This is a genomic window from Brucella pseudogrignonensis, assembly GCF_032190615.1.
GTDB lineage: Bacteria > Pseudomonadota > Alphaproteobacteria > Rhizobiales > Rhizobiaceae > Brucella > Brucella pseudogrignonensis_B.
Map to the genome: position 1 here is coordinate 752,327 of NZ_JAVLAT010000002.1, position 26,415 is coordinate 778,741.

The window sequence follows — 26,415 nt, forward strand, 5'->3', positions numbered from 1 at the left end:
ATGACCAATCAAGTTATAACGAATACCACGCCCAAGCCGAAGCTTCTGACGGTTGAAGACGCCAAAGCGCTTGACCTGCCACGCATGACAGAGCTTTTCACTGGACACCTTAATCCGGGACAGCTGCATTTCATGAAGCTGCTCGGCTTTCACAAGGTGAAAATCGAGCGTGCCGAAGGCATGTATTATTACGATCAGAACGGCCGTAAGATCCTCGATTTCTTCGGTGGTTTCGGTTCGCTGGCACTCGGTCATAATCACCCGCGTATTCTTGAAGCGCGCCGCAAGTTTCAGGAGGAAATGCGGCACGAAATCGCTATCGCCTTCATGTCGCAATATGCGGCGGCCCTTGCTTACGACATTGCTGCCTGTTCGCCGGGCGATCTTGATATGGTGTTCTTAGGCTCGTCCGGTTCGGAAGCTATGGAAGCTGCCATCAAGGTTGCAGAACGTGCTGCAGGGCCGAAGAAGCCGAAGATCGTTTATGCCGAAAATTCTTTTCATGGCAAAACCAAGGGTGTGCTGTCGATCACCGATGGCGGGCTTTATCGTGGTGAGTTCAAGTTGGTCGACAATACGGTGCGCGTACCGTTCGGCGATATCGATGCCATTGAAAACGCGTTCCGCGCGGACCCGGAAATTGGCGTCATCGTTCTTGAAACCATTCAGGGCGGTGGAGGCATTATTCAGGCCGATGCGTCATTCTGGCAGAAGCTGCGCCAGCTCTGTGATCAGTATGGTGTGATCTGGGTCGCCGACGAAGTGCAGTGCGGCTTTGGCCGTACCGGAAAGTTCTATGCCTTTGAACATTACGGCGTCATTCCCGATGTCACAGCACTAGCCAAGTCATTAGGCGGCGGCAAAACGGCGATGGCCGCGATGATTGCCAAGCGCGATGTCTATATGAAAGCCTATGGTACGCCAAAAACGGCGATGATCCATGCCATGGCAACGTTCGGCGGCATTGGTGAAGCCTGCATCACCTCGATCGAAACGATCAATGTGCTTTACGACGAGCATCTTATCGATAATTCGGCGGAAACCGGCGATTATCTGCTCGAACGTCTTAAAGAATTGCACGCGCGCTATCCGAAGATCATCAAAGAAGTACGCGGCAAGGGTATGATGGTGGGGCTGGAGTTCCATGACTTCTCCAACGCAATGCCAATGGTACTTCGCCCTGTATTGGCTATGCTTGATGACAAGCTGAAAGGCTCGTTGCCAGGCTTCATTGGTAGTCATCTGCTGCGTGATCACGGCGTGTTGGTGGCTTTCACTGAGTATAATCGCAATGTGATCCGCCTTGAACCGCCGCTGATTTGTGATCGTGCGCATGTTGATGAATTCATCACAGCGCTTGATGAAATTCTTGGACGCGGCATTGTTGGTATCGTCAAGGACTTCGTAAAAGCGCAGATCAAGTAAAGAAAAAAGCCGGAGATTACTCCGGCTCAGACTGCTGACAAACCCGTCGATTTTTTTGGCGGGTTTTTGGTGTTTTGGGAGTGCGTGTTCAGATGGTGTTTTCGGGGCTGGGTGGGCGGAGTTTGAAGTGGGCTTGAGAGCCCTCATCCCCAGGCTGGTTTTGGGGTTTTCGTCATCGCCATTGCGATCTTTTGGATATTCTGGGCGCTCGCTGCAAGCAGGCATTGCCATCTGACCTTGTTGAGACCGCGAAAGCGGGCATAGCGGTGCCCGTGTAGCTGTTTGGCATCGGCAAACGAGCGTTCGACCGTCTCTTTGCGCCGCTTGTAGATCGCCTTGCCCCACGTCGTCTTGCGGTTCATGTCGGTGCGCTCTCGGGCATCAGCCCAGACATGCCGGGTAATGGTCCGCTCCGCCTTGGCGTTTGCGGTGCACGATGCCAGAAGCGGGCAGTCGCAGCACACTGACGGGTCCGAGCGGTAGTGCTTGTAGCCGTTGCGGTCGGTGGTGGCGTAGCTGAGTAACTGGCCTTGAGGGCAGCGATAACCGTCCGCCTCGGGCTCGTAGACGAATTTCGATTTGGCGACCATCCCCTCTTTGGGCGGGGTCGGCCTGCGATAGCCGGTCACGCCGAGGATTTGCCTGCCCTCCAGACCCCTGGCCCCTCCAAACCCCTGGCAATGCCTGCCGTGGCATAGCCGGCATCCAGACCGACTGCGCCGACAGTGAATTCGAAGCGTTCACGCTGCCGGTCCAATCGTTCGAGATAGACGATGGAGTCATGCACATTGGCTGGCGTCACATAGGTATCAGTGATTATGGCATGGCGGCCATCGACCGTGCGGTGATCGAGATAAAAGAAACCCTTAGGCTTACCGTCGCGGACCATGTAACCGCTATCGGGATCGGTACGACTGACCTTGGTTTCCTTCACCTCAGCTTCGCGTTCCTTGTCCTTCAACGGCTTCTGGCCGTGCGCCACACGCTCGGCCTCAATCGCCCGGTCGAGATCGGCCCAGTAGTCGGCTCGCGACTTCTTCAGCATCACCAGATCGTACTTGCCCTTGTTGGCATTGGCCTTCAGATGGGTCGAATCCGTATAGAGCACCGTGCCATCCACCAGGCCATGGCGGATCGCCTGCTCCACGATCGCATCGAAGATGTCCTGCGCCACGGACGTGTCGTTGAAGCGGCGGCGACGGTTCTGGGAAAGCGTCGAGGCCTCGAAGACCGGGTCCGTCAGCTTCATGCGCAAGAACCACCGATAGGCGACATTCACCTCGATCTCGCGCACCAACTGACGCTCCGAGCGCACACCGAACAGGTAGCCGATGAACAGCGCCTTGAACATCAGCGTCGGATCGAGCGGCGGCCGACCGTTGTCGGCGCAGTAGAGCCTCGCGACGCGATCATGAATGAAGGAGAAGTCGATCACCGCGTCGATCTTGCGAAGCAGGTGATCCTTCGGCACCAGGCTATCTAGTGTCACCATCTCGAGAGCCGTCTGTTCGGGAGCGGGTTTCTTCAACATGGCCCAATGAATCATACCCCCCAGCTCGCGCCAGGGGTTTGTCAGCAGTCTGAAAAGCCGGGTGATTTCAACCGGCTTTTATTTTTGCAGAATGCCGGGACGTAGCAGCAAATCCCAGCACGGGTCGAGAGCAATCACATCGCGATCTTTGAGTGCATCGGCATAGATTTCCTGTAAGGCAAGCCGGGATGTCGTCATCGGACATTTCGGGCGCAACACGCCATCCGTTGCTTGAACTGCAGCTCTGGTTTCAGGCGACATGGGGGGAACGGTGCGAAATGGATCAGCGCCGATCTGGATTTTACGGGCGGCATTGCGATCAAGTAGCCACGGAAACGGATCGGTGAAGTCGAGTGTCATCAACGACTTTAATTGGATGCTGTTTTCTTTCTCGAATTTTTTGAGCGCCTTGACCGCTTCGTCAACCGAGATAAGCCAGTAAATTTGATAGTCGAGCTCGGAATACAGCCGCCAGCTTGGCAATTGTCCTTGTTGTGCCAGTGCTTCATAAGGCGTTGAATAATCTGCATAGTGCTGCGGCAAGAGTTTGGCCCGTTCCATCATGTCGGTTCGGGTGGAAATCTGAGCCATGTTTTTCAGCTCGGTAACGGGCGGCTGAACATAGGTTGGGGCGACTGCAATTGCGCGCAACACCTTATGACCAACTTTGCTAACCGTAGGGACTGCGACGAAGGCTGTAAGGATCAGCACAGTCATCTTGATTTTATTGTCGTTCAACGGTTTGATGCGTTGCCAGATCATCAGCAAAACCGGCCACAGAAAAATGAACTCCTGACTGCCTGTGTTTTGTGTTTCGACAAAAATCCCGCCGGCAACGGTGATTGCGAGCCAAACTGAGCTGCGATCGAAAAAGCGGGTTGGCGTAATATTATGGCGTGTTTCGTGCCAGAACAACACAACAGCCAGAGCGCTTGCTGGCAAAATAACATCGAGCTTGCCGGATATGACTGTGAGAAAGCGTGGCAGCAACGCTGCTTGGTTTAGCATAAGCAATTGGCTGATATCTGCGAGATAGGCGGATATCATATGGCCATTGAGTTCCAATCCGGCGAGCAACACGAGGGCTGCGATAATAGCGATCAGAACATTGCTTAAGGAGATACGCCCGGCAAGAAGGGCTGTAAATCCGAAGAGTCCTCCAACGAGAAAACCAGTGACCTTCGTCAGAAACAGGCAAAGCATTGTCGCGGCACAAAACAGCGCCAGTTTTCTGCTGTTGGGCATGAAAATAAGCCCGGCGACCAGCACATAAAGCAACAAACACACGTGTCGATTATAAATGCCAAATCCGTCGAGACCCGGATATGATGTTTCAAGTTGGGCATTTGCCGGAGAGATAGCGAAAATCAAAAATGGGATTAGCAATGCAAAAGCTGTGGATCGGCTTTCACGGTCAACATCACAAAGGACGATAGCCATTAATGGTGCTGCGATTATGAGCGTCGACCATTGTGCTAGCAGCACTGGCTGAGCGTGAGAAAAGACGTTCAAACCCCAGGTGAACAGATAGTACTCAAGAGGACCTGCTGGGGTGAAGAAGTCAACCGACGGTATTTGCCCGATATTTATCCGTTGGGCTGCATCGAGGTAAATATAGGTGTCCCAATACATTGGGCCGATCGGCGCAACCAATGGAAAGGTTAAAAATAGAACCGTTAAAGTGATTGTAACAAATATCCAAGTCAGCGGAGTGGTCAAAATCCGATGGCAGCCGAGCAACGTTTTGTTGTTGGTTGGAGGTGAGGTTTTCAAATGCTATCGCCACAAATACTTATCATTTTAATACCGTCGAACCACGGCGTTGTTAAGATCATCAAGTTATAATTCTGACTATTTTATAACGCTGATTATTAATAATCTTTGGATGCAAGCGAGCTCATTTCACCTTCCTGCAAATAATTTTGCTTTACGTACCTCAAAGCGAACGCTAAGGTTGGGTTGCGAGACTTTGGGAGGAGTTCACGTGCATCCAGATATTATCGCTGATATTCTTGCGTCGAAATTCTTTTGCGTAATGTCTTACGACAACGCTGTCTTTGGTATTAACGCATGATTTCGCTTTCCAAAGAAACGCGTATTCCGCTTCTTGAAGCTGTGTCGTTGTCCAAGTCTTTTGGTCCCGTCCAGGTTCTCAAAGGGATCAATCTTAGCATCTATGGCGGCGAAGTTCATGCGATTATCGGCGAAAATGGTGCCGGTAAATCGACATTGATGAAGCTGCTCGCTGGCAATGAACGCCCGACAAGCGGTGAGATTCGGATTGATGGCAAGCCAATTGCATTTTCAGGGCCTGTTGAGGCTGAAGCGCAAGGCATTGTGCTTGTGCATCAGGAGATTTTGCTCGCGCCTGATCTGACTGTTGCCCAGAATATTTATCTTGGACGTGAGCTTTCAAACGGGCTTGTTGTCGATGATAAGTCGATGCGTGAAGGTGCGCGTAAAGCAGTTCGCGATCTTGGCGCCGACATTGATCCCGATGCGATTGTGGGCAGCCTTTCAATAGCGCAGCGCCAGCTTGTGCAAATTGCCCGCGTGCTGCTGGTGCCTCACCGCGTTGTCATTTTCGACGAACCCACAGCGTCGCTAACACCGGTTGAAACCGAAGCACTCTTGAAAGTAATTTGTGATATCCGCGCCAAGGGCGTGGCCGTTCTCTATATTTCGCATCGCCTGCCGGAAGTAAAAGAAATTTCGGATCGCATCACAGTTTTGCGTGATGGAACACTTGTCGCTGCGCACATGACTTCAGAGCTTCAGCCCAATGATATGGCCCGGCTGATGGTTGGTCGTGACGTGGCCAAGCTTTATCCGGATCGCGCATCGGAACGGTCGGATGAGACAGTGCTTGAAGTGCAAGACTTCACAGTTCCTGGCTATGTCAAAACAGCGAGCTTTGCTTTGCGCAAGGGCGAAATCCTGGGATTTGCAGGCTTGGTCGGTGCGGGCCGTACAGAGCTCATGGAAGGTGTGGTTGGCCTTCGTCCCGGCAAGGGACAGGTTCGGCACAATGGTAAATCCGTCAATTTCCATAATGCGCATGAAAGCCTGTCTGCCGGGATCGCTTATCTCAGTGAAGATCGCAAAGGCAAAGGTCTTTTGCTTGGTAAAGATCTTGGCATCAATCTGACACTTGCATCGATCAGCAAATTTGTCCGGGGCTTGCAGATCGACCGGAATAAAGAGCGCGTGGCGCTGGATGATGCGATTAAGGAATTTGATATTCGCACCGGACGCAAAGATATTCTCGCTGGCCAACTTTCAGGTGGAAATCAGCAAAAGCTCCTGCTGGCAAAAATGATGCTGCTGAATCCGTCTATCGTCATCATAGACGAGCCAACACGCGGCATTGATGTGGGTACCAAAGAACAGATTTATCAGTTCATCGCCAATCTTGCCGATGAAGGAAAATCGATCATTGTTGTGTCGTCAGAGATGCCAGAGCTTATCGGGATATGTGATCGCATCGTTGTCATGCGGGAAGGCTGTATTGCGGGTGAGGTGACAGGTGAACGCATGACAGAGCATGACATTGTTGTTCTAGCAACGGGCGTCAGCACAGAAGCGGCATAATTATAAATAGGGGTGTCAATGACTGACGTAGTGAATGACAAGAGCAAAGCGCCAAAAACGTCTAAAGACTGGGATCTGAGGGCGATCGCCCCTTTTATTGCGCTGCTTTTGCTGCTTGTTCTTGGAACAATTGCCAATCCAAATTTTATCAGCATCGATAATTTGCTGAACGTTGCGACACGCAGTGCTTTTATTGCGATTATCGCACTGGGCGCGACCTATGTGATCTCGTCGGGTGGGCTTGATCTATCCGTTGGCGCGATGGCTGCTTTTGTCGGCAGCATCATGATTATGTTTATGAACAGTGGCGTGATCGCTGATCCGGTGATGATGTTGATCGCGGCTGTGTTGCTGGCTGTGGTCGTTGGTGCGCTTTGCGGCTTGACCAACGGGTTGATCACGACAATGGGTGGTATAGAGCCGTTTATTGCGACACTCGGAACCATGGGTATTTATCGCGGCCTGACGACATGGCTGTCGCAAGGTGGCGCAATTACGCTGCGCAATCCTGAAATTCAGGCTCTTTATCGCCCTGCCTATTTTGGTGACGTGTTTGGCGTGCCAATTCCGGTCATTGCGATTTTTGTCACGGCAGCAATTGCGGCTTTCGTACTCTATCGTACGCGTTATGGACGTCATGTGATCGCTGTTGGCTCCAGCGAAGATGTGGCGCGTTATTCGGGCATCTCGGTCAAGCGCGTTCGCACAATTGCCTATATCGTGCAAGGGCTTTGCGTGGCTGTCGCCGTACTGCTTTATGTGCCGCGACTTGGCTCGACCTCAGCAACAACCGGCATGTTGTGGGAGTTGCAGGCAATTACGGCGGTTGTGGTTGGTGGTACGGCGTTGCGCGGCGGCGTGGGGCGCGTCTGGGGCACAATATGTGGTGCCTTCATTCTCGAAATCGTTGGCAATATCATGCTGCTTTCCAACTTCATCAGCGAATATCTGATCGGCGCTATTCAGGGTGCCATCATTATCATTGCCATGCTGGTACAGCGCTCACTCTCACGACGATGAAGAGGGGTGTCTAACGGCTTGGAATAACGGGTTTGACGGGATTGATGGGGCGGTCCGGTCACGTGAGGATAAAGCCCCCGAACACTTGGGAGGAATTAATGCGAGGAAAATTCTTAGGGTTTGCCTTTGCTGCTTTGGCGGCTGGCGCTTTGGCATTTACCGGCGCGGCAAGCGCGCAGGATAAAAAGGTGACAATCGGCGTATCGATCCCGGCTGCTGACCATGGCTGGACAGCCGGCGTCGTCTATCATGCCGAACGTGTTGCGAAGCTTCTGATGCAGGAGCATCCGGGCCTCAATGTGATCGTCAAGACATCGCCCGATGCCGCCAGCCAGGCGAACGCTTTGCAGGATTTGGCCGTCCAGGGACTTGATGGACTGGTCGTATTGCCGACCGATCCTGATCCGCTTGTTAACGCGATCAAGGAGATCAAGGATAAGGGTACTTTTGTAGCGCTTGTTGATCGCGCTCCAAGCAACAATGATAACTCGATCCGCGATCTTTATATTGCTGGTAACAATCCGGCTCTTGGTCAGGTGGCTGGTGAATACATCGCCAAGAACACACCAGATGCTCAGGTCGTTGTTATTCGCGGTATGCCTATTCCCATTGACCAGCAGCGTCAGGATGGTTTTGACAAAGGTATCGCAGGCTCAAACGTCAAGGTTCTTGATCGCCAGTATGGCAACTGGAACCGGGATGATGCTTTCCGCGTGATGCAGGATTTCCTGACCAAGTATCCGAAGATAGATGTCGTCTGGTGTCAGGATGACGATATGGCTGTTGGTGTTCTCGAAGCCATCAAACAGGCCAATCGCGACGACATTCAGTATGTTATCGGTGGCGCTGGTTCAAAGGACATGATCAAGAAGGTCATGGATGGCGACAAGCTGATGCCGGTTGATGTGCTTTATCCACCTGCAATGGTTTCAACTGCGATGGAACTGGCTGCTGGCCACTTCTATGATCAGATCCCCGTCAGCGGCGAATATATCCTCGACGCAACACTGATCACAAAGGACAATGCTGAGCAGTTCTACTTCCCGGATTCTCCGTTCTGATATCTGAATACGCGCCCGCTTTGTCGGGCGCGTATTTGCATTATCCCGATATGAGTTTGAGTTTTAATTGGAGGACTTTTGATGAAAACGATCAAAGGCCCCGGGATTTTTCTCGGGCAGTTTGCAGGCGATGAAGCGCCATTCAATACATGGGACGGCATTACCAAATGGGCTGCAGAGAAGGGCTATGCCGGTGTGCAGGTGCCGACATGGGCAAGCCAGTTGATCGATCTGAAAAAAGCCGCCGAATCTAAAGATTATTGTGATGAATTCGCCGGTGTTGCGCGTGAAAACGGCGTTGAAGTCACCGAGCTTTCGACGCATTTGCAAGGCCAGCTTGTCGCCGTGCACCCGGCTTATGACGAGGCGTTTGATGGTTTTGCGGTGCCAGAAGTGCGCGGCAATCCCAGAGCGCGTCAGGCATGGGCGGTTGAGCAGGTCAAAATGGCAATCCGCGCTTCGCGCAATCTTGGCATTGGCGCGCATGCAACCTTCTCAGGCGCGTTGGCTTGGCCGTTCATCTATCCGTGGCCGCAGCGTCCCGCCGGCCTTGTTGAAACGGCTTTTGATGAACTGGCGCGTCGCTGGTTACCAATTCTTGATCATGCGGATGAGCACGGCGTGGATATCTGCTACGAAATCCATCCGGGCGAGGACCTGCATGATGGCGTGACGTATGAGATGTTTCTGGAGCGGGTTAAGAACCATCCGCGCGCAAACATGCTCTATGATCCATCGCATTACGTGCTGCAATGTCTGGATTACCTCGACAATATCGACATCTACAAAGACCGTATCAAGATGTTCCACGTCAAGGATGCCGAGTTTAACCCGACCGGGCGTCAGGGCGTTTATGGCGGTTATCAAGGCTGGGTTAATCGCGCGGGTCGCTTCCGCTCACTTGGTGATGGTCAGGTCGATTTTGGTGCTGTGTTCTCGAAAATGGCAGCCAATGACTTTGACGGCTGGGCTGTTGTCGAATGGGAATGCGCGTTGAAACACCCCGAAGACGGTGCGCGTGAGGGTGCCGAGTTTGTGAAGCACCATATCATTCGTGTGACCGAAAAGGCGTTTGACGATTTCGCTGCCGGCGGCACAGATGATGCTGCCAATCGACGTATGCTGGGATTGTAAGGCGTATCCCGAAACGTGCCTAGCGATTTTCGGACGAGATACGCGATAAAATAACAAGTGAGAGCGCCGATCTGAGGAAACTAGATCGAGTGCGCTCGGAGGAACCACGATGAGCATTGAAGCAAAGACCAAAGAAACAGCCAATCCGCGTATCCGTTTGGGTATGGTTGGTGGCGGAGCGGGCGCTTTCATCGGTGGCGTCCATCGCATGGCGTCGCGGCTCGACAACCGTTTTGAACTGGTGGCAGGTGCGCTTTCGTCTTCTGCGGAAAAAGCGCAGGCTTCGGGGCGTGAGCTGGGACTTGCGGAAGACCGCATTTATTCGAGCTATAAAGAAATGGCGATCCGCGAAGCGCGTCTTAAAAGTGGCATTGAAGCGGTGGCCATCGTGACGCCGAACCATGTGCATTATGATGCCGCGAAGGAGTTTCTGCGCCGTGGCATTCATGTGATCTGTGATAAGCCACTGACTTCGACCTTAGCTGATGCGAAGAAGCTTAAGAAAGTCGCTGATGAGAGTGGCGCATTGTTTGTGCTCACCCATAATTACACTGGCTATCCGATGGTGCGACAGGCGCGCGAAATGATCGCCAATGGCGAGCTTGGCGATCTGCGTGTGGTGCAGGTCGAATATGCGCAAGACTGGCTTACGGAAGCGGTTGAAGAAACTGGCGCCAAGGGCGCTGTCTGGCGTACTGATCCGGCACAATCGGGTCTTGGCGGAGCAACGGGTGATATTGGCACCCATGCCTTTAACCTTGCATCCTTTGTGACTGACCTCACACTTGAAAGCTTAGCAGCTGATCTTGACAGCTTTGTTCCGGGACGCCGTCTTGATGACAATGCGCATGTGATGCTGCGTTTCGCTGGTGGTGCCAAGGGTATGCTCTGGTGCAGTCAAGTCGCGCCGGGTAATGAAAACGCACTGCGTTTGCGCGTCTATGGCACCAAGGGCGGGATTGAATGGGCTCAGGAAGACCCGAACCGACTGTGGTTTACGCCATTTGGTGATCAGAAACGTCTTATCACTCGCGGTGGAGCAGGCGCGGGCGATGCGGCAGCGCGTGTTACACGAATCCCGGCTGGGCACCCGGAGGGTTATCTCGAAGCTTTTGCAACGATCTATACGGAAGCTGCGAATGCAATTCAGGCGCGACGTGACAATGCGAAGGTTGATAGTGCGGTCATTTATCCAACCGTTGATGACGGGGTGAGGGGCGTATCATTTATCGATGCTTGTGTGCGTTCGTCCAATAAAAACGGAGGATGGGTTAGTCTCTGATACCGTGAGAGATTAAACTAGAAGCGTCGCCGTCTTCGGCGGCGTTTTTGTTTGGGTGTTTAGTTCCTCTTACCTTTCAAATTGTTTCGCCGCAGAAAAGCCATCTTGATTTCATGTCTGGCGCAAACGGGCCTGAAAAAAAGCCGACCCTCGTTGCTGGTTGCTCTTCTTAGGCGTGCGTGTTCAAAAATTTCGAAAGCGTGCCATGCAGAAGTTTCGTCCCACAATCGCCAGCGGACCATTGTGTCTTTTAACGGCGCTCTATGTTCTTATCTTTACAAATACCTCATTTTGGTATGCGATCAGCACTTATTATGCTGATGCCCCGTTTAGACTTGCGGGGATCGCTGTCGTTCTGCTTTTGCTTTATGTTGCATTATTTGTTCTTTTTTCAGCAAAATATATCATCAAGCCAATGCTGATCTTTTTTGTGATGATTGCAGCGGGTGGCTCCTATTTCACAGACACGTTTGGTACGATTATTGACAAATACGTTGTCGAGGCGGCGCTTACGACGACGCAGGCAGAATCTGGTGCGCTGCTTACCTCAAGCTATCTCTGGCATATGACATTATTTGGTATTGTGCCTTCGCTGCTGATCGCTTGGGTACGGGTAAAACATCGCCCGATACTCTCCAAGTTGCTTGTGAATACCGGCGTTATCCTAAGCTGTGTGATCGTATCTGTTGTGATAATCGGTTCGAATTATGCGGCCTATTCCTCCATGTTCCGCGAACACGGCACTGATATTATGCAGAAGATAATGCCAAGCACACCTATCGCGAGCACAATTCAGTATGTTTCACACGTATATAAAAATCGCGATATCGTAATGGAGCCATTGGGTTTGGATGCCAAGCAGACGCTTACGCAGCTGCCAGCAGGCAAAAAGCTGGTGACCGTTGTCGTGGTCGGCGAAACAGCGCGTGCCGAGAATTTCAGCCTGAATGGATATGCGCGTGAAACCAATCCAGAATTGAAGAAGCGCGATGTTATTGCTTTTACAGATACATCAAGCTGTGGCACCGAAACCTCCGTTTCGGTGCCGTGCATGTTTTCGCCTTTCACGCGTGAGGATTATTCCAACACGAAGTTCCGCGGCTCAGAAAACCTGATGGACGTTCTCAAACATGCGGGCGTGCAAACGAGTTGGTATGAGAATAATACTGGCAGTAAGGGCGTTGCCGAGCGCATCAAGCTGGTTGAGTTGCAGGCTTCACACGACAAGCGCTATTGCGAGGGCGGTGAATGTCTTGATCAGATTTTGATCGATAATCTGTCGAAACAACTGAATGAAACAACAGACAATGCGACTATTGTTTTGCATATGACGGGTAGCCATGGCCCAGCCTATTATCGTCGTTACACGGCGGACTATGCGGGTTTTCAGCCAGACTGTCGCTCAAATGACTTTGCCAAATGCTCGCATGAGGAAATCGTAAACGCCTACGACAACTCCATTCTTTACACGGATCATATTTTGTCTGAAGTTATCGATCTCCTGAAAGCACATCAGGACAAATTTGCATCTTCGATGATTTATATGTCTGATCACGGCGAATCGCTCGGTGAAAATGGTCTCTATCTTCACGCGGCACCCTATTTTATTGCGCCATCGCAGCAGACCCATATTCCGTTTATCACGTGGTTTTCGCCGGATTATGCCGCCGATACGGGGTTGAATCTTGATTGCTTGCGCAAAACAACTGCTGAGCCGTCTTCACATGACAATTTATTTCATACGGTACTTGGCATGATGGCGGTTAAAACATCCGCCTATGATCAGAATCTTGATCGGTTTGCAGCCTGCCGAAAGCCGCATGATGTTGCATTAAACTAGAAATAAAAACCCCGCTCGGTGAGCGGGGTTTTTTTACTGGGCTTATCAAACGTAGCGGTTAACGACGTTTTCCAGATACTCCTGACGGCCAGATTTTGGCTGCGGGTTGATATTTTTTGTTTCGACTTCTGACGCGATTTGCTCCAACGAAAGGCTGGTGGCGAGCTTTTTGCCGAAATCGCCAGACCAGCCAGCGTAGCGTTCATCCAATGGCTTGGTCAGCGCGCCGTCTTCAATCATGCGAGCAGCAGCCTTGAGGCCACGTGCACAGCAATCCATACCGCCAATATGGCCGATCAGCAGATCCTGCGGATCAAGTGACTGACGACGTAGTTTGGCATCAAAATTAGTGCCGCCATTTTTGAAGCCACCGTCGAGCAGAACCTGATAATAGGCAAGCGCCATTTCTGGTACATTGTTCGGGAATTGGTCTGTGTCCCAGCCAGATTGATAATCATTGCGGTTCATGTCGATGGAGCCAAGAATGCCGAGGCTGCGGGCCAGTGCCAGTTCATGCTCGAACGAATGACCGGCGAGAATTGCGTGGCCCTGTTCGATATTGACCTTCACCTCATTCTCAAGACCATAGCGCTTGAGGAAGCCATAAACCGTGGCAACATCATAATCGTATTGATGCTTTGTTGGCTCCTGGGGTTTTGGTTCGATCAGGATTGTTCCCTTGAAGCCGATCTTGTGCTTGTATTCGACCACGAGGTTGAGGAAGCGTCCCATATTGTCGAGTTCGCGTGTCAGGTCGGTGTTGAGAAGAGTTTCATAACCTTCACGGCCGCCCCAAAGCACGTAATTGTCGCCACCAAGACGTTTCGTAGCGTCAAGACAGGTTTTGACGGTGGCGGCTGCAAAAGCAAAGACTTCCGGATCAGGATTGGTCGCAGCACCGGACATATAACGGCGATGTGAGAAGAGGTTCGCCGTGCCCCACAAAAGCTTGATGCCGGTTTCAGCCTGCTTCCGCTCGAAAATGTCGACGATGGCTTCGAGGTTCTTTGTGTTCTCAGCGAAGTTGTCGCCCTCCGGACGAACATCGGCATCATGGAAGCAATAAAATGGCGCGCCGAGCAGCGAGAAAAATTCAAACGCAACATCGGCTTTTAGCTTTGCAGCTTCAAGACCATCCTTGTACCAAGGGCGGTCGAAAGTGCGTCCGCCGAACGGGTCTCCGCCTTCCCATGCAAAGCTGTGCCAATAGGCGACAGCGAAACGCAGATGATCTTCCAGACGCTTGCCCATGACGATTTCGTCTGGGTTATAGTGGCGGAACGCCAGTGGATTATCGCTGTCTGGGCCTTCGTAACGTATTTTCTGGATGTCTCCGAAAAATCCGGTGCTCATCATATTCCTCCGATTAAGATGATGGATAAAATGCGCGCGCTCTTATGCGAGAGGGCGCAACGCGGGATAAAGTGCGTGATAGCGCTGATAAGCTTCGTCATAAGATGAAAGCAGCGCCTGTTCAGGTTCGATGGTGAGGGCCGTGCGCGGGGGGGTGCAGATCGCAAAAGGATCAGCACCGCTTGCAGCAATCAGCCCGAGACGTGCGGCCCCAAAAGCTGCGCCAAAGTCTCCTTCTTCAGGCAGTGAAATTGGGACATTCAATGCTGTTGCTATGGATTTGAGCCAATAGGCAGACCTTGAACCGCCACCGACCGCGATCAGCGATTTGATCTCAGTTCCAGCTGATTGCAGTGCCACAAGATTATCGCGGATGGCAAAAGCCACACCTTCAAGGACTGCCTGCGTCATTGCTTTGCGATCGGTCTCATGGTCGAGACCGCTGAAGACACCACGAATTTTAGCGTCATTATAAGGTGTGCGCTCGCCGGAAAGATAAGGCAGGAAGGTCGTGCTTCCCGGGGCATTGAGTGTGCTGCCAAGTTCTGCATCCAGTTGATGTGCGCTGGTGCCAGTGATACGCGAGAACCAATCGAGCGCACTCGCAGCCGACAGGATCACACCCATCTGATGCCATGTATCGGGAAGTGCATGGCAGAAGGCGTGGACGGCACTTTCAGGCTTTGGCTGATAAGCACCATTGGCAGCAAACAAGACGCCCGATGTGCCCAGCGACACGAAGGCATGACCGGGCTGCACTGTTCCCATGCCGCAAGCGGATGCAGCATTGTCCCCCGCTCCGCCTGCAACAACCGGAGCGGTTGAGAGCCCCCAATGAGCCGTCAGTTCAGCACGCAAATTTCCGGTTGCGTCGCTGCCTTCCGCAAGCGCTGGCATGTGACTTTCAGCGAGGCCAGTCTTGGCGAGCAGTTCCTGCGACCATTTACGTGCACCGGTGTCGAGCCAGCTCGTGCCAGCCGAATCCGACATATCGGATACATATTCGCCGGTAAGCCAGAGACGCAGATAATCCTTTGGCAAAAGCACTTTGCGCGTGCGTGCGAAAATATCCGGTTCATTGCGCGCGACCCAAACGAGTTTAGGCGCCGTAAAGCCGGGGAAAACGATGTTACCGGTGATTGCACGGAACGCTGGATCAGCGTCGAGTTCGGCGGCTTCTTTATAGCTACGCGTATCGTTCCAAAGAATACATGGGCGTAGCACCTGATCCTTTTCATCGAGCAAAGTTGCGCCATGCATCTGGCCTGAAAGACCAATCCCTGCTACGGCTGCAAACTCTTTTGGATGTGCAGCCCGAAGACCATCAATGGCTGTTTCGCAAGCCTTGATCCATTGTGCGGGATCCTGTTCGCTCCACCCAGGATGTGGGCGAGAGACGTCAAGTTCGCCATGGGCAGAGCCTATGACGGCCTGATTGTCATCAATCAGCAGCGCTTTGACGCCTGATGTTCCAAGATCAAGCCCGAGATACATGTTTGCTCCAGTCGAATTGCGCTATGCCCCAAGCCTCAATAGGGCTGGGGCAGGTTGTCTTTAAGAAAGATTTCGATGCGAATGTGTTCCTGTCCCGGCACGATGGAAAGGCGGTCCGCTGTCGCTTTGAGAACACGGATGGCACTGCGAATTTCATGCCCTGCATCTTGTGCCAGAACGGCATGGATAAGGCCTTCTTCCAGCGCCTGTGATGTCACGTCGTCCCGCTCATGGGCAACAACGAGAGGGCGAGGGCCGCGATGGGCATCGAGTGCCTGTACCAGGCCATTATTACCCGCGCCGAGGCTATAAATACCGGCAATGTCACTGCGCTTATTGAGCAGCTCACGGACCAGTTTTTCGACGCGTGCGCTTTCGTCAAAGCCTTCAAGAACGGGTAAAATTTCCCGACCCGGAAAGTCAGTTTCCATAGAGTGTTTGAAACCTTCAAAGCGCTCCTGATGGTCACGCACTTTCAGCGAACCTGCAATGACGGCAATAGCGCCATCGGTTCCGCTGGCAAAAAGCCCAAGCAGACGCGCCGCAGTGCGCCCCGCAGCGCCGTTATCTATGCCGACATAATGCGCGCGTGACGAGTCACCCAGATCAGAAACGAGCGTCACCACATGAATGCCAAGTTCTGTTAATTTCGCGCAAGCGCTACGAACCGGATTGGTGTTTACCGCTACAAATGCGACCCCATCAGGTTTACGGATAGCGCTTTCATTGAGGGCCTTTACAAGTGCAGCCTCGTCAAATGCTGGAACAGGAATCAGGTTGATTAAGACACGCTCGGACGGACCGCGTTCTTTTGCAGCCTCAATTTCTGCCCGAAGGCTTAGCATGAAGGTGTTTTCATTATCCGGCAAAATGAAATCGAACTGATACAACCTTCCGCGTGCGAGATTAGCAGCACTTACATCTCGTACATAGCCAAGTGCATTCATCGCTTCTGTAACGCGTTCGCGAGTCTTGTCCCTTACACCGGGGCGATCATTGAGCACACGGTCAACCGTGGCGAGGCTAACACCCGCAGTTCTGGCTATATCGTGGACGGTAGGTTTCATGCTCGCTCCTCGCTGCGGAACATAGGAGTAAAAATGAGGTACGTAAATCAGAAAAATGCTTGCTATTCATTTTTGTTTGCGTATCAATTGCTGCCGAGGATAGAGGCCGTGCGCGATGCGCAAGGCTCGACTGGAGTGATCTGGGCGTTTAGCGCCACTGGGAGGATCAGCCGGATATAGGAAATAAGTTGTCTCGATAGAGGCTGCTTTGTCGTACCAAACTCCGGGGGCGGTTTCGTTCGGGGCGAGGTCTTGTATCAGCCGACATGGCGTCGGTGGTGTTTGGAGGAACGTGCATGAAACGTCGTAATTTTTTGACAGGTGCGTTGGTTGCCGCAGCTTTGGGCATTGGTGCAATGGGGGCTGCACCAGCATTCGCATCGCCGGAAAATCCGGTTATCGGCTTTTCTATTGATGATCTTCGAGTAGAGCGTTGGGCGCGTGACCGCGATTATTTCATCGCAGCAGCGGAAAAGCTGGGCGCCAAGGTCAACGTTCAGTCGGCTGACGGCAACGAAGAAAAGCAGGTCAAGCAGGTTGAAAATCTGATCTCGCAGGGCGTTGATGCCATCGTGATCGTACCTATGAATTCCAAGGTTTTTGACGCTGTTGTGGCCGATGCGAAGGCTTCTGGCATCAAGGTTTTGTCCTATGACCGCCTGATCCTCAATGCAGACATTGATGCTTATATTTCATTCGATAATGAACGCGTTGGTTTCATGCAGGCGGAAGCCGTGCTGAAGGAAAAGCCAGAAGGCAATTATTACCTGCTGGGCGGTTCTCCAACCGACAACAATGCGAAGTTGCTTCGTGCTGGTCAGGAAAAGGCGCTGAAAGAAGCGGTTGATTCCGGCAAGGTCAAGATTGTTGGCTCGCAGTGGGTCAAGGAATGGAGCCCGACTGAAGCGCTTTCGATCATGGAAAATGCACTGACTGCAAACCAGAACAAGATTGACGCTGTTGTTGCTTCCAACGACGGTACAGCTGGTGGTGCAATTCAGGCTTTGGCTGCTCAGGGTCTTGCGGGCAAAACAGCAGTTTCCGGCCAGGATAGCGATCTCGCCGCTGTAAAACGTCTGGTTGATGGCACGCAGACAGTGACTGTTTACAAGCCGCTCAAGCTGATTGCTGAAGAAGCTGCAAAGTTGACGGTTCAGCTGGTTCGGGACGAAAAGCCCGAATTCAACGGCAAGATCGACAATGGTTCGAAGGAAGTTGATACATTGCTTCTCACGCCGACTGCTGTGACGAAGGACAATGTCGACATTTATGTCAAAGACGGCTTCTACACGAAGGAACAGATCGAAGGGAAGTAAGCTTCTTTTCGTTGAACTTGGAATAAGTTGATAGATCAGACGCTGGGCATTTTTCTTTTTGGCGTCTGATCTTCAGCAAATCTTGGTTGGCCAGTCTATGACAGCGTTGTCTATGGTCAATTCGCGTTGTGAAACTGCTGTCCGAAATACTGCCCCGAAATACTGCAAGGTCGTTAATTTATGTCCGAATATCTTTTGGAAATGCGAAACATCAGTAAGGATTTCAACGGCGTGAAGGCGTTGGATGGAATTTACCTGAAAGTTCGTACGGGAGAATGTGTCGGGCTCTGCGGTGAAAACGGCGCGGGCAAATCGACACTTATGAAAGTGCTTTCGGGTGTTTATCCCTATGGGACCTGGACGGGCGAGATTTTCTGGGAAGGCAAGGAACTAAAAGCCAACGGCATTCGCGATACGGAAGAAGCTGGCATCGTCATTATCCATCAGGAATTGATGATGGTGCCACATTTGTCGGTCGCAGAAAACATCTTCTTGGGTTCTGAGCCGACAACGGGCGGCTTCATTGATTATGACCAGATGAATGCACGGGCGACTGAGTTGCTCGCACGCCTCAAGATCTTCGACATCAATGTCGCGCTGCCAGTTTATCACTATACGGGTGGTAAGCAGCAGCTGATCGAAATTGCAAAAGCAATCAATAAAAATGCCAAGCTTCTCATTCTGGATGAGCCGACTTCGGCGCTGACTTCATCCGAAACGCGCATTCTGCTTGATCTGATCAAGGATTTTAAAGCGCAAGGCATGGCTTGTGTCTACATCTCGCACAAGCTTGATGAAGTGGCCGAAATTTCTGACACGGTGACTGTTATTCGCGATGGCGCACATATTGCGACGCGCCCGATGGCAGAACTCAAGACACCGGATATCATCACGATGATGGTCGGTCGTGAAATGAAAAACCTTTTCCCGCGTGAGCCGCATGACATTGGCGAAGTGGTTTTTGAAGCGCGCAATGTAAGCTGCTGGGGTGTTACAAACCCCGATCGCAAAGTGGTCGATGATGTTTCTTTCGAATTAAGGCGCGGTGAAATTCTTGGCATCGCAGGTCTTGTGGGCGCAGGGCGTACGGAACTTGTCTCGAGTCTATTTGGCGTCTGGCCCGGTGTGCATCAGGGGCAGATTTTTCTGGAAGGCAAAGAAATCAAAATCCGCACGCCGCGTGACGCGGTGCAGCAGGGCATTTGTATGGTGCCGGAAGACCGCAAACGCGACGGCATTTTGCCGATCATGCCGGTCGGTCATAATATGACGATTTCCGTGCTTGATCGCTTCTCACTGCGTGGTCTCATCGACAAGGAAGCGGAACTTGCAACGATTCAGCGCGAAATTCTGCGTCTGAAAGTGAAGACCGCCGATCCGATGCTGGCAATTGCGTCTCTATCGGGCGGCAATCAGCAAAAGGCAGTTCTCTCTAAAATGATGCTGCCTGATCCGAAGGTGCTTATTCTTGATGAGCCGACACGCGGCGTCGATGTCGGTGCAAAGTATGAAATCTACAAGCTGATATTCGCACTCGCAAAGCAAGGCGTGGCAATTTTGATGGTGTCGTCGGAAATGCCAGAGGTGCTTGGCATTAGTGATCGTGTTCTCGTCATTGGCGAGGGCAAATTGCGGGGTGATTTCCCAAATGAAAATCTCACCCAAGAGAGGGTTCTTGCCGCAGCAATTGGCAAGCCTGCAACCAATGCGGCCTAGTTTTTTGAACATTGAACCGCAACTAATCTAACCGGTGCATGACATGACGTTGACAGGCAAAAGCCTCAGAAAATTTTTATCAGAATATAAGATCGTGGCGCTGCTCATTGTCGTCGCTTTGATCTGGGCATTCTTTGCGGTCATGACTTATGATCCAGAAATGGGTCGGTCGCAGTTTTTGACGGCGCGTAACTTCTCAAATCTTCTGCGTCAGATGGCGATTACCGGCATGTTGGCCTCAGCCATGGTGTTCGTCATCGTGGCGGGTGAAATCGACTTGTCTGTCGGGGCTTTGCTCGGCCTTCTGGGAGGCGTCGCGGCGGTGCTCGATGTCATCTATGGCTGGCCTTTATGGGCGACAATCAGCACTGTGCTTGTTCTAGGCGTGATTTTGGGTGGCTTTAACGGTTGGCTGACGGCCTATCTTGGCATTCCATCCTTTATCGTCACACTGGGCGGACAGCTGGTTTTCCGCGGGATCGTGCTTGGCATTATGGGCGGCGTTACCATCGCGCCAATATCGTCAGACTTTAAATATCTGGGGCAGGGCTATTTACCAGAATGGTTTGGCAATGTCTGCGCTATGGCCTTGTTCGCTGTGCTCATATTGATCACGCTGCGCACGCGCGCCAGCAAGCGCAAGCACAATCTGCAAATGCTTTCGCCAGCTATGGAAATTGCGCGTTTGGTTGGAACGGGCATACTCATTCTCGGCTTTATTCTCGTCCTGAACAGCTATCAGGGCGTTCCATTTCCGGTTCTCGTGTTGCTTGTTATCCTTGGTGTTTTCACCATTATCTCACGGCAGACAGTCTTTGGGCGCCACATTTATGCGGTCGGCTCCAATCTGGAAGCAACGCGGTTTTCGGGCGTCAATGTTAACTTCGTCAAGATGGCTGTGTTTGCGCTGATGGGGCTGATGGCGGCTGTGGCTGGCCTTACCACCACAGCGCGTCTTGCAGCGGGTACGCCGTCAGCGGGTTTTGGTGGCGAACTTGATGCTATCGCGTCTTGCTTTATTGGTGGAACGTCGATGCGTGGCGGTGTCGGCTCGGTGATCGGTGCACTGGTCGGCGCGCTCATCATGTCGAGCCTCGACAATGGCATGTCGATGCTGGGCGTCGATACATTCTGGCAGCAGATTATCAAGGGCAGCATTTTGGTGCTGGCCGTATATCTCGATATCGTATCATCTGGGACCCGCCGCGCTTAAGAAAAAGTAAGGCGGCTGGGTGCGGGTGGGGGCGTGTCGCGCAAAACCTTCGTGGTTTTGCGCGACATTTTTTATTGTACGTCGTCGCTTTTACGCCCAATGCTCAGCAACTGATACATAATAAGAGCGGCAAAGGTTGATGTACCAATACCACCAAGTGCAAAGCTTCCGATGTTAACTGTGAAGTCACCTGCGCCAAAAATTAGCGCAACGCCAACGGTAAAAAGATTGCGTGGATCAGCAAAATTGACCTTGTTGACCACCCAGATACGGGCCATTGCCGAAGCAATAAGACCAAATACCGATACGGCAAGACCGGCAAGAACAGGCGCGGGAATGGTTTGCAGGATTGCGCCAAACTTTGGTGACATCCCAAGTGCAATGGCCACAATCGCGGCGATCACAAAGATCAGTGTCGAATAGACTTTCGTCATTGCCATGACGCCAATGTTTTCCGCATAGGTGGTCACGCCTGTGCCGCCGCCGGAACCTGAAATCATGGTGGCAATACCATCACCGAGAAAACCGCGACCGATATAACGATCCATGTTTTGGCCGGTAATTGAGCCAAGTGCTTTGATATGGCCGAGATTTTCAGCAACAAGAACGATGGCAATAGGCGCGATCAGCGTGACTGCAGGCCATGTAAAAACAGGTGCCGTAAAAGCTGGGAGGCCAAACCAGGGTGCAGTGGCAACAGCCGAGAAATCAATGCCCGGAACAAAGCCAAACCCGTTACCAAAAATCAGCACAAGGCAATAGCCAAACAACAGCGCCAGCAATACGGCGATGCGCTTGGTTGCGAGCGATCCATAGGCGGAAATCATCGCCATGCAAAGCACGGTCAGCAACGCAATTGTCATATGTGCGCCTGAACCTTTAAGTTGGCCAACAGCCACAGGTGCGAGGTTCAGACCAATGGCAACGCCAATCGCGCCAGTAACCGCCGGAGGCATGAGTTTTTCCACCCAGCCTGTGCCAACAGCCATAACGATCAGACCAATCACCGCGTAAAGCGCTCCGCAGGCGATGATGCCGCCAAGTGCCAGTGCGATATTTGGATTCGGGCCACTGCCAGCATAGCCGGTGACTGTAATAACCACAGCGATGAATGCAAAGGAAGAACCGAGATAGCTTGGAACACGCCCGCCGGTCATCACGAAGAATAATAGTGTTCCGATGCCGGAAAAGAAGACTGCTACATTTGGGTCAAAACCCATGAGCAGCGGTGCAACGATTGTGGAACCGGACATAGCCAGCAAATGCTGAATGCCCATCGGAACCGCTGCCGCGGTTGGAAGACGCTCGTCGGGCAATACGGTGCTGTCGTTGGCTAGACGCCATTTCGGGAAATAAGACATAGCCCCCTCTTGAGATGTTTATCGAGAAGGGATTATCTGCAATCTTTTGAAATCGCTAGACGCTTTAAAGGATTCAAACCAGTATTTTCGCTTTGTGATGTGACATATTTTTCAAGTGCTCGACGATTTTAATATTTGATATTATGCGAACGACAGCCCATGGCGCGGAGTTTTCCCACGCAGACCCCAATCAGGTCAAAAAAAGAGGATGTCAGCAACCACAAGAAATTGCCGATTTTCAGAACAAATGTTCGCTCTGGTTTCCGTGGCGATCTGCTCATCTGTGTTCATTTTGTTCCAATTTAAGATGTTTAGGGCTTGCGGTTTAAGTCTTTATATCTTAGGGGTTTTTTCATGGTCCGGAGCGTAGCGCAGCCCGGTAGCGCACTTGACTGGGGGTCAAGGGGTCGTGGGTTCGAATCCCGCCGCTCCGACCATTAAATCAATGGCTTAGCCCTCATAAGTCACTTATTTGGTTTACAGATTTTAGATTGGTTTACAGCAGTCGTTCTGCTTTCGATCTTTTCCACAGCCGCACTTGATACCAAATAGTGCTTCCTGATGATCGTTTCAGCATCCTTTTCCGAATGCCCTGACACTTCCGCGATGTGTTTAATCGACGCCCCATTCCGATAAGCAAGCGTGATAGATGTTCCTCTCACGTCGTGGAATGTTTTCCCCTTTATCCCTGCTGCTGCGACAGCTTTTGCCATGATGACTTAAAGCCTGTGCCCACGGCTTGCCTTGCGCTGTTGTTAGAATGGTCACAGCATTGCCACGCTTTACGCTATCTAGCGTTGCCTTTAGTTCAGCCGAAACTTTCATGCGAACGTGCCTTGGTTCGCAAGTGCTTCGCTGCGGGCATTTCCGCAAACGAAGCAATCGCAATTTGGAAAGCGGCATAGGAGAGGGCGATGGACTGGCAATCAATTGAAACTGCACTCAAGAACATGACGGAGATAATTGTTCTATGTGGGAGGGAAAATGTCCCCCTTGGCTGGTACTTCGCCCCATCCTCGCAAAGGTTCGGTTGGCTTGATCAAAACTCCAAGAGGATCAGCCCGGCACCCTCGTTCCCACTAACAAAAACACCAGCAGCATTACCTCAGGCGATGAGGAAATACTATGGCGGCGAAGACCAAAACAGAGTGTCGGAAGTTGAAGTTGCTGGAAGACGCTTAGGCAAAAGCCAAGCAGTGGCAGCCGAAAGAGGAAATCGTATTTATCGACATCGATAATCCATTGTATAGCCGGGCGCACATGGTAAGCACGGACAACCCGAAAAAGATTAGGCTGCTTTGAATGCGAAGGAAATCGCAATTTCCAGCATGGCTGCACGTGGTCATCTAAGCGCGGCTCAGATCCGAGCTGGTAGTCCGTACAGCAGGTATGGGAATGACTATTGAAGACATAGCAGGCAAAGAAAGCAAAGAACGTAGACGCCGAGACCACGCCACCGATAGACTGCGAGGTTGCGTAAAAGTTCTGGCTGTCCGGTGGGGGTATTCAAACGCAAAAATAAGAGGGTGAGCAGCTTAGTCCGTCCTGCTGCCGAAAGCAATCAGAACAGCTTCGCTACCAGCCAGATAACAGTTCCATAAACTAGGCCGCCCACAAATATCATAAACACCATAGCTTGGATTGGATGTCCGCCGAAGATTGGCTTTTTCAGCCGCGATATAGCAAATTGGATAATGCCGAGCGCAGCACCAATTAAAAGAGCCGTTACATAATTCATGAATCCCCCTCAGCGTCACCCGGCACAGGAGAACAATCAAGTTGAGATGCGACCGGAAGTTGAGGACTACAAGGCGAGCCGAAGTCCGATAATGCCAATGATGAGAAAAATAACATTCCAAATATTTTTGTCCAGCCAGTGAAATGCGTTTTCGATACGGCTCGCCCAAGATGAACGTTCGCGTTAAAAAGGAATTACGTCCTCACTATTCTTAACCTTGAATTCCCCATCTGACCAAAGGCGAACCCATTTTTTAAACGCTTATATTTTTCCGCGAACCGCATGGTCATATCTTGGAGAGGTTTTGTTCGTTGCGGATCAGGGTCATTCGTCTTCAACCTCTCGCATGGCTTGATATGTGCTGAGAATACGGCGAAAGTCGTCTTCGCGTTGCTCGGGAGTGCGTGAATTTTTCAGCATCCCGATATCCATTTCAATCGAGATGTCTTCGAGGTTGGATTTATGGACCAGATTATTCAGGTGCAACAGGGCTTTCTGAACACTCAAAGGAATGCCGTTGGTGTCCAATCCTATTCGACTATCAGCATTCCGGTCAGAGGAACGCTCGTCAGCATGAGTGTTTTCTGATCCGACATCTTCATCAAACTCCAGCGTTGTCTGAAGTCGATGGATGATTTCAGCATTGATTGAACGGCAGTTTTCAGCCGCAGCTACTTCAATTTGCTGTTTAATCTCTTCGGGGATTCTCAACCGAAAAAGTAGGTCATCTTTAGCCATGACGCACATATGACGCAGGATGCGGCATGAGAGGAGATCATGGCTAGGATAGATGAGCATTTCCGCCTGCGTATTCCAACACAGACAAAAGAATGGATACGAGATAGGACTAGAAAAATATGCGGTCAATGACTGCTGAAATATTTTTCATCCTTAATGAACGGATGAACGTTGCGACGGGAGAGGGCCTTAGAAACTTAGCTCCCGTCGCTTTAAGCAACAACACTGCCTTGGCGGGCGGTGCGTCTATCAATAACGGTTAATGAGGAACCGCGATGAATATGCATATTATCCAGAATCCTACGCCACGTGTCTATAAAGGACATGCAAACACGGTTGGATCCGAAACTCTCTCACTTACTTATATGTGGAAGGCAGACGGCTCTGATCCCAGCCGTTCCCCTTCGGAATGGTTGAGCCAATAAGGAGAAAATCGCTTCCTGCATTTCCTAGCGGAGACAATGGGTATTTCCGAAACGCGGAAATCCCGCTTCGGGCTTGTGACAGTAAAGAAAGGCGGTTCGGCCTGCGACGAGACAGTAGCTCATTGGCAGGTCGCGCTAGCGTACGCAAAATACCTGTTTCCGGCTTTCCATATGTGGTGCATTCAGGTTGTTAGTGAGCGGATGGAAGGAAAGTCAGTCTCGTAAGCCGACCTGCTACCAAAGATTGCAGAATACATTCGTCGCACAGATGGTATATCCCGTATGCTGGCCCATAACGTTACAGAAATGGAAAAGGTCATCACGCTGATCTCTTCCACCGTTCAGCCAGGGCAGCCGATCATCATGCGGCAGGCAAGACAGCGGGCCAAATCCTGAAAATGGCTGGCTATGACGGGGTCAAGGGCTTATCTGTATGGTTTTGGAACCGTCTTTCGGTTTTCGGGTGCCGCGCGCCTGATAATGTTTGCGCTGAAATGGGACTGACAAAAGCTCGCCTTTTCGACCCAGACAAGGCTGAAATGTATCTCGATAACGGGGGCATAGTTGTTCTGGAGAAAAAATCTCCGAACGCAAAGGGCAGTGTAGTCTCCGTTTTAGTTGGAGGCGCTGCGTGGTGGAAGCGTCTTTGGAAAGCAATGGTGAAGCTACACCAAGCTTCCGAGCATCAATTCTCGCTGAAATATTGCGGTTGATTGCCATCAACTTAGAGCCTGTGCCTTATTCGTTTGACCTTGGAAGAAGGCAGTGTGATTGATTGCACGGCTGCGAATGCTTTGCGTTCGGCGCTTAGATACATCGAAGCAGCATAACAGAGCGCTCTATGGGGCGCTTTCTCATATACTTGACATGTGCACATGGGTTGGCGTGATTCGGACTTAGTTCAGTTGTGCGCCCCGTGATTTGCAAGCGGTCTTCGGGCCGCTGTTTTAATACCAATGCAGCAAAGTGGGGTTTCGGCATTTCCTGAGAGCCTTGACCATTGTTATCTGCCTTCCTTTTTTATGACGGTGCAACGATCAAAATGCCGACCTTAAACAAGTTCGCGTATTTCGCCATTACCGTGCTTATTGCAGGTGTGACTATTATCAA

Annotated in this window: 20 protein-coding genes, 1 tRNA gene and 1 pseudogene; 13 read left to right on the forward strand and 9 right to left on the reverse strand. The window is 51.6% G+C overall.

What is annotated here, in order from left to right:
- Positions 1–1,425, forward strand: coding sequence for an aspartate aminotransferase family protein (locus RI570_RS14870; protein ID WP_313829336.1), 1,425 nt, complete (start codon positions 1–3; stop codon positions 1,423–1,425).
- Positions 1,426–1,568: 143 nt separating this feature from the next.
- Here the strand turns inward: RI570_RS14870 and RI570_RS14875 are convergent.
- Positions 1,569–2,956, reverse strand: a pseudogene (locus tag RI570_RS14875) (IS1182 family transposase).
- 78 nt (positions 2,957–3,034) lie between these two features.
- Complete coding sequence (locus tag RI570_RS14880) at positions 3,035–4,396, reverse strand: hypothetical protein (RefSeq protein ID WP_409558678.1); 1,362 nt, start codon at positions 4,394–4,396, stop codon at positions 3,035–3,037.
- Between the two features lie 630 nt (positions 4,397–5,026).
- Here RI570_RS14880 and RI570_RS14885 point away from each other — a divergent pair.
- The 6 genes from RI570_RS14885 to RI570_RS14910 all read left to right on the forward strand — a co-directional run bounded on the left by RI570_RS14885 (position 5,027) and on the right by RI570_RS14910 (position 12,884).
- Entirely contained in the window at positions 5,027–6,547 is a 1,521-nt protein-coding gene (locus RI570_RS14885) for a sugar ABC transporter ATP-binding protein (protein ID WP_313829337.1), read from the forward strand.
- Between the two features lie 18 nt (positions 6,548–6,565).
- The gene (locus RI570_RS14890) at positions 6,566–7,567 is read left to right on the forward strand and encodes an ABC transporter permease (protein WP_313829338.1); all 1,002 of its coding nucleotides are present in this window, start codon (positions 6,566–6,568) and stop codon (positions 7,565–7,567) included.
- Between the two features lie 98 nt (positions 7,568–7,665).
- The gene (locus RI570_RS14895; protein WP_313829339.1) at positions 7,666–8,628 is read left to right on the forward strand and encodes a substrate-binding domain-containing protein; all 963 of its coding nucleotides are present in this window, start codon (positions 7,666–7,668) and stop codon (positions 8,626–8,628) included.
- Positions 8,629–8,709: 81 nt separating this feature from the next.
- Positions 8,710–9,762, forward strand: a complete 1,053-nt coding sequence (locus RI570_RS14900; protein ID WP_313829340.1) for a sugar phosphate isomerase/epimerase — start codon at positions 8,710–8,712, stop codon at positions 9,760–9,762.
- 109 nt (positions 9,763–9,871) lie between these two features.
- Entirely contained in the window at positions 9,872–11,044 is a 1,173-nt protein-coding gene (locus tag RI570_RS14905; protein ID WP_313829341.1) for a Gfo/Idh/MocA family oxidoreductase, read from the forward strand.
- Positions 11,045–11,249: 205 nt separating this feature from the next.
- Positions 11,250–12,884: a phosphoethanolamine--lipid A transferase gene (locus RI570_RS14910; protein WP_313829342.1), complete on the forward strand. Its 1,635-nt coding sequence runs from the start codon at positions 11,250–11,252 to the stop codon at positions 12,882–12,884.
- Between the two features lie 45 nt (positions 12,885–12,929).
- Here the strand turns inward: RI570_RS14910 and xylA are convergent, their stop codons facing one another.
- From xylA to RI570_RS14925, 3 genes are read right to left on the reverse strand one after another with little or no spacing between them, the layout of a single operon-like run.
- Positions 12,930–14,237, reverse strand: a complete 1,308-nt coding sequence (xylA, locus tag RI570_RS14915; RefSeq protein ID WP_313829343.1) for a xylose isomerase — start codon at positions 14,235–14,237, stop codon at positions 12,930–12,932.
- 42 nt (positions 14,238–14,279) lie between these two features.
- Positions 14,280–15,731, reverse strand: a complete 1,452-nt coding sequence (xylB, locus tag RI570_RS14920; protein WP_313829344.1) for a xylulokinase — start codon at positions 15,729–15,731, stop codon at positions 14,280–14,282.
- Between the two features lie 35 nt (positions 15,732–15,766).
- Complete coding sequence (locus RI570_RS14925; protein WP_313829346.1) at positions 15,767–16,798, reverse strand: substrate-binding domain-containing protein; 1,032 nt, start codon at positions 16,796–16,798, stop codon at positions 15,767–15,769.
- A 296-nt stretch (positions 16,799–17,094) separates the two neighbouring features.
- On the opposite strand from RI570_RS14925, the gene xylF reads away from it, so the two are divergent.
- The 3 genes from xylF to RI570_RS14940 all read left to right on the forward strand — a co-directional run bounded on the left by xylF (position 17,095) and on the right by RI570_RS14940 (position 21,043).
- The gene (gene xylF, locus RI570_RS14930; RefSeq protein ID WP_313829347.1) at positions 17,095–18,114 is read left to right on the forward strand and encodes a D-xylose ABC transporter substrate-binding protein; all 1,020 of its coding nucleotides are present in this window, start codon (positions 17,095–17,097) and stop codon (positions 18,112–18,114) included.
- 180 nt (positions 18,115–18,294) lie between these two features.
- Positions 18,295–19,830 (forward strand): xylose ABC transporter ATP-binding protein, encoded by a 1,536-nt coding sequence (locus RI570_RS14935; RefSeq protein ID WP_313829349.1) that lies wholly within the window; start codon positions 18,295–18,297, stop codon positions 19,828–19,830.
- Between the two features lie 43 nt (positions 19,831–19,873).
- A complete protein-coding gene (locus RI570_RS14940) occupies positions 19,874–21,043 on the forward strand; it encodes a sugar ABC transporter permease (protein ID WP_313829351.1) in 1,170 nt (389 codons plus the stop codon).
- 71 nt (positions 21,044–21,114) lie between these two features.
- Here the strand turns inward: RI570_RS14940 and RI570_RS14945 are convergent, their stop codons facing one another.
- Entirely contained in the window at positions 21,115–22,404 is a 1,290-nt protein-coding gene (locus RI570_RS14945; RefSeq protein ID WP_313829352.1) for a solute carrier family 23 protein, read from the reverse strand.
- Between the two features lie 360 nt (positions 22,405–22,764).
- Between RI570_RS14945 and RI570_RS14950 the strand changes: the two genes are divergently transcribed.
- Positions 22,765–22,841: transfer RNA gene (locus RI570_RS14950), tRNA-Pro, on the forward strand.
- A 27-nt stretch (positions 22,842–22,868) separates the two neighbouring features.
- On the opposite strand, the gene RI570_RS14955 is transcribed toward RI570_RS14950, so the two are convergent.
- Positions 22,869–23,117, reverse strand: coding sequence for a hypothetical protein (locus RI570_RS14955; RefSeq protein ID WP_313829353.1), 249 nt, complete (start codon positions 23,115–23,117; stop codon positions 22,869–22,871).
- A gap of 201 nt (positions 23,118–23,318) precedes the next feature.
- Between RI570_RS14955 and RI570_RS14960 the strand changes: the two genes are divergently transcribed.
- The gene (locus RI570_RS14960) at positions 23,319–23,642 is read left to right on the forward strand and encodes a hypothetical protein (RefSeq protein WP_313829354.1); all 324 of its coding nucleotides are present in this window, start codon (positions 23,319–23,321) and stop codon (positions 23,640–23,642) included.
- A 323-nt stretch (positions 23,643–23,965) separates the two neighbouring features.
- On the opposite strand, the gene RI570_RS14965 is transcribed toward RI570_RS14960, so the two are convergent.
- Entirely contained in the window at positions 23,966–24,142 is a 177-nt protein-coding gene (locus RI570_RS14965) for a hypothetical protein (protein ID WP_313829355.1), read from the reverse strand.
- Positions 24,143–24,466: 324 nt separating this feature from the next.
- Positions 24,467–24,940, reverse strand: coding sequence for an Arc family DNA-binding protein (locus RI570_RS14970; protein ID WP_313829356.1), 474 nt, complete (start codon positions 24,938–24,940; stop codon positions 24,467–24,469).
- A gap of 763 nt (positions 24,941–25,703) precedes the next feature.
- Between RI570_RS14970 and RI570_RS14975 the strand changes: the two genes are divergently transcribed.
- Positions 25,704–26,018, forward strand: a complete 315-nt coding sequence (locus tag RI570_RS14975; protein ID WP_313829357.1) for a hypothetical protein — start codon at positions 25,704–25,706, stop codon at positions 26,016–26,018.
- Positions 26,019–26,415: the final 397 nt, after the last annotated feature.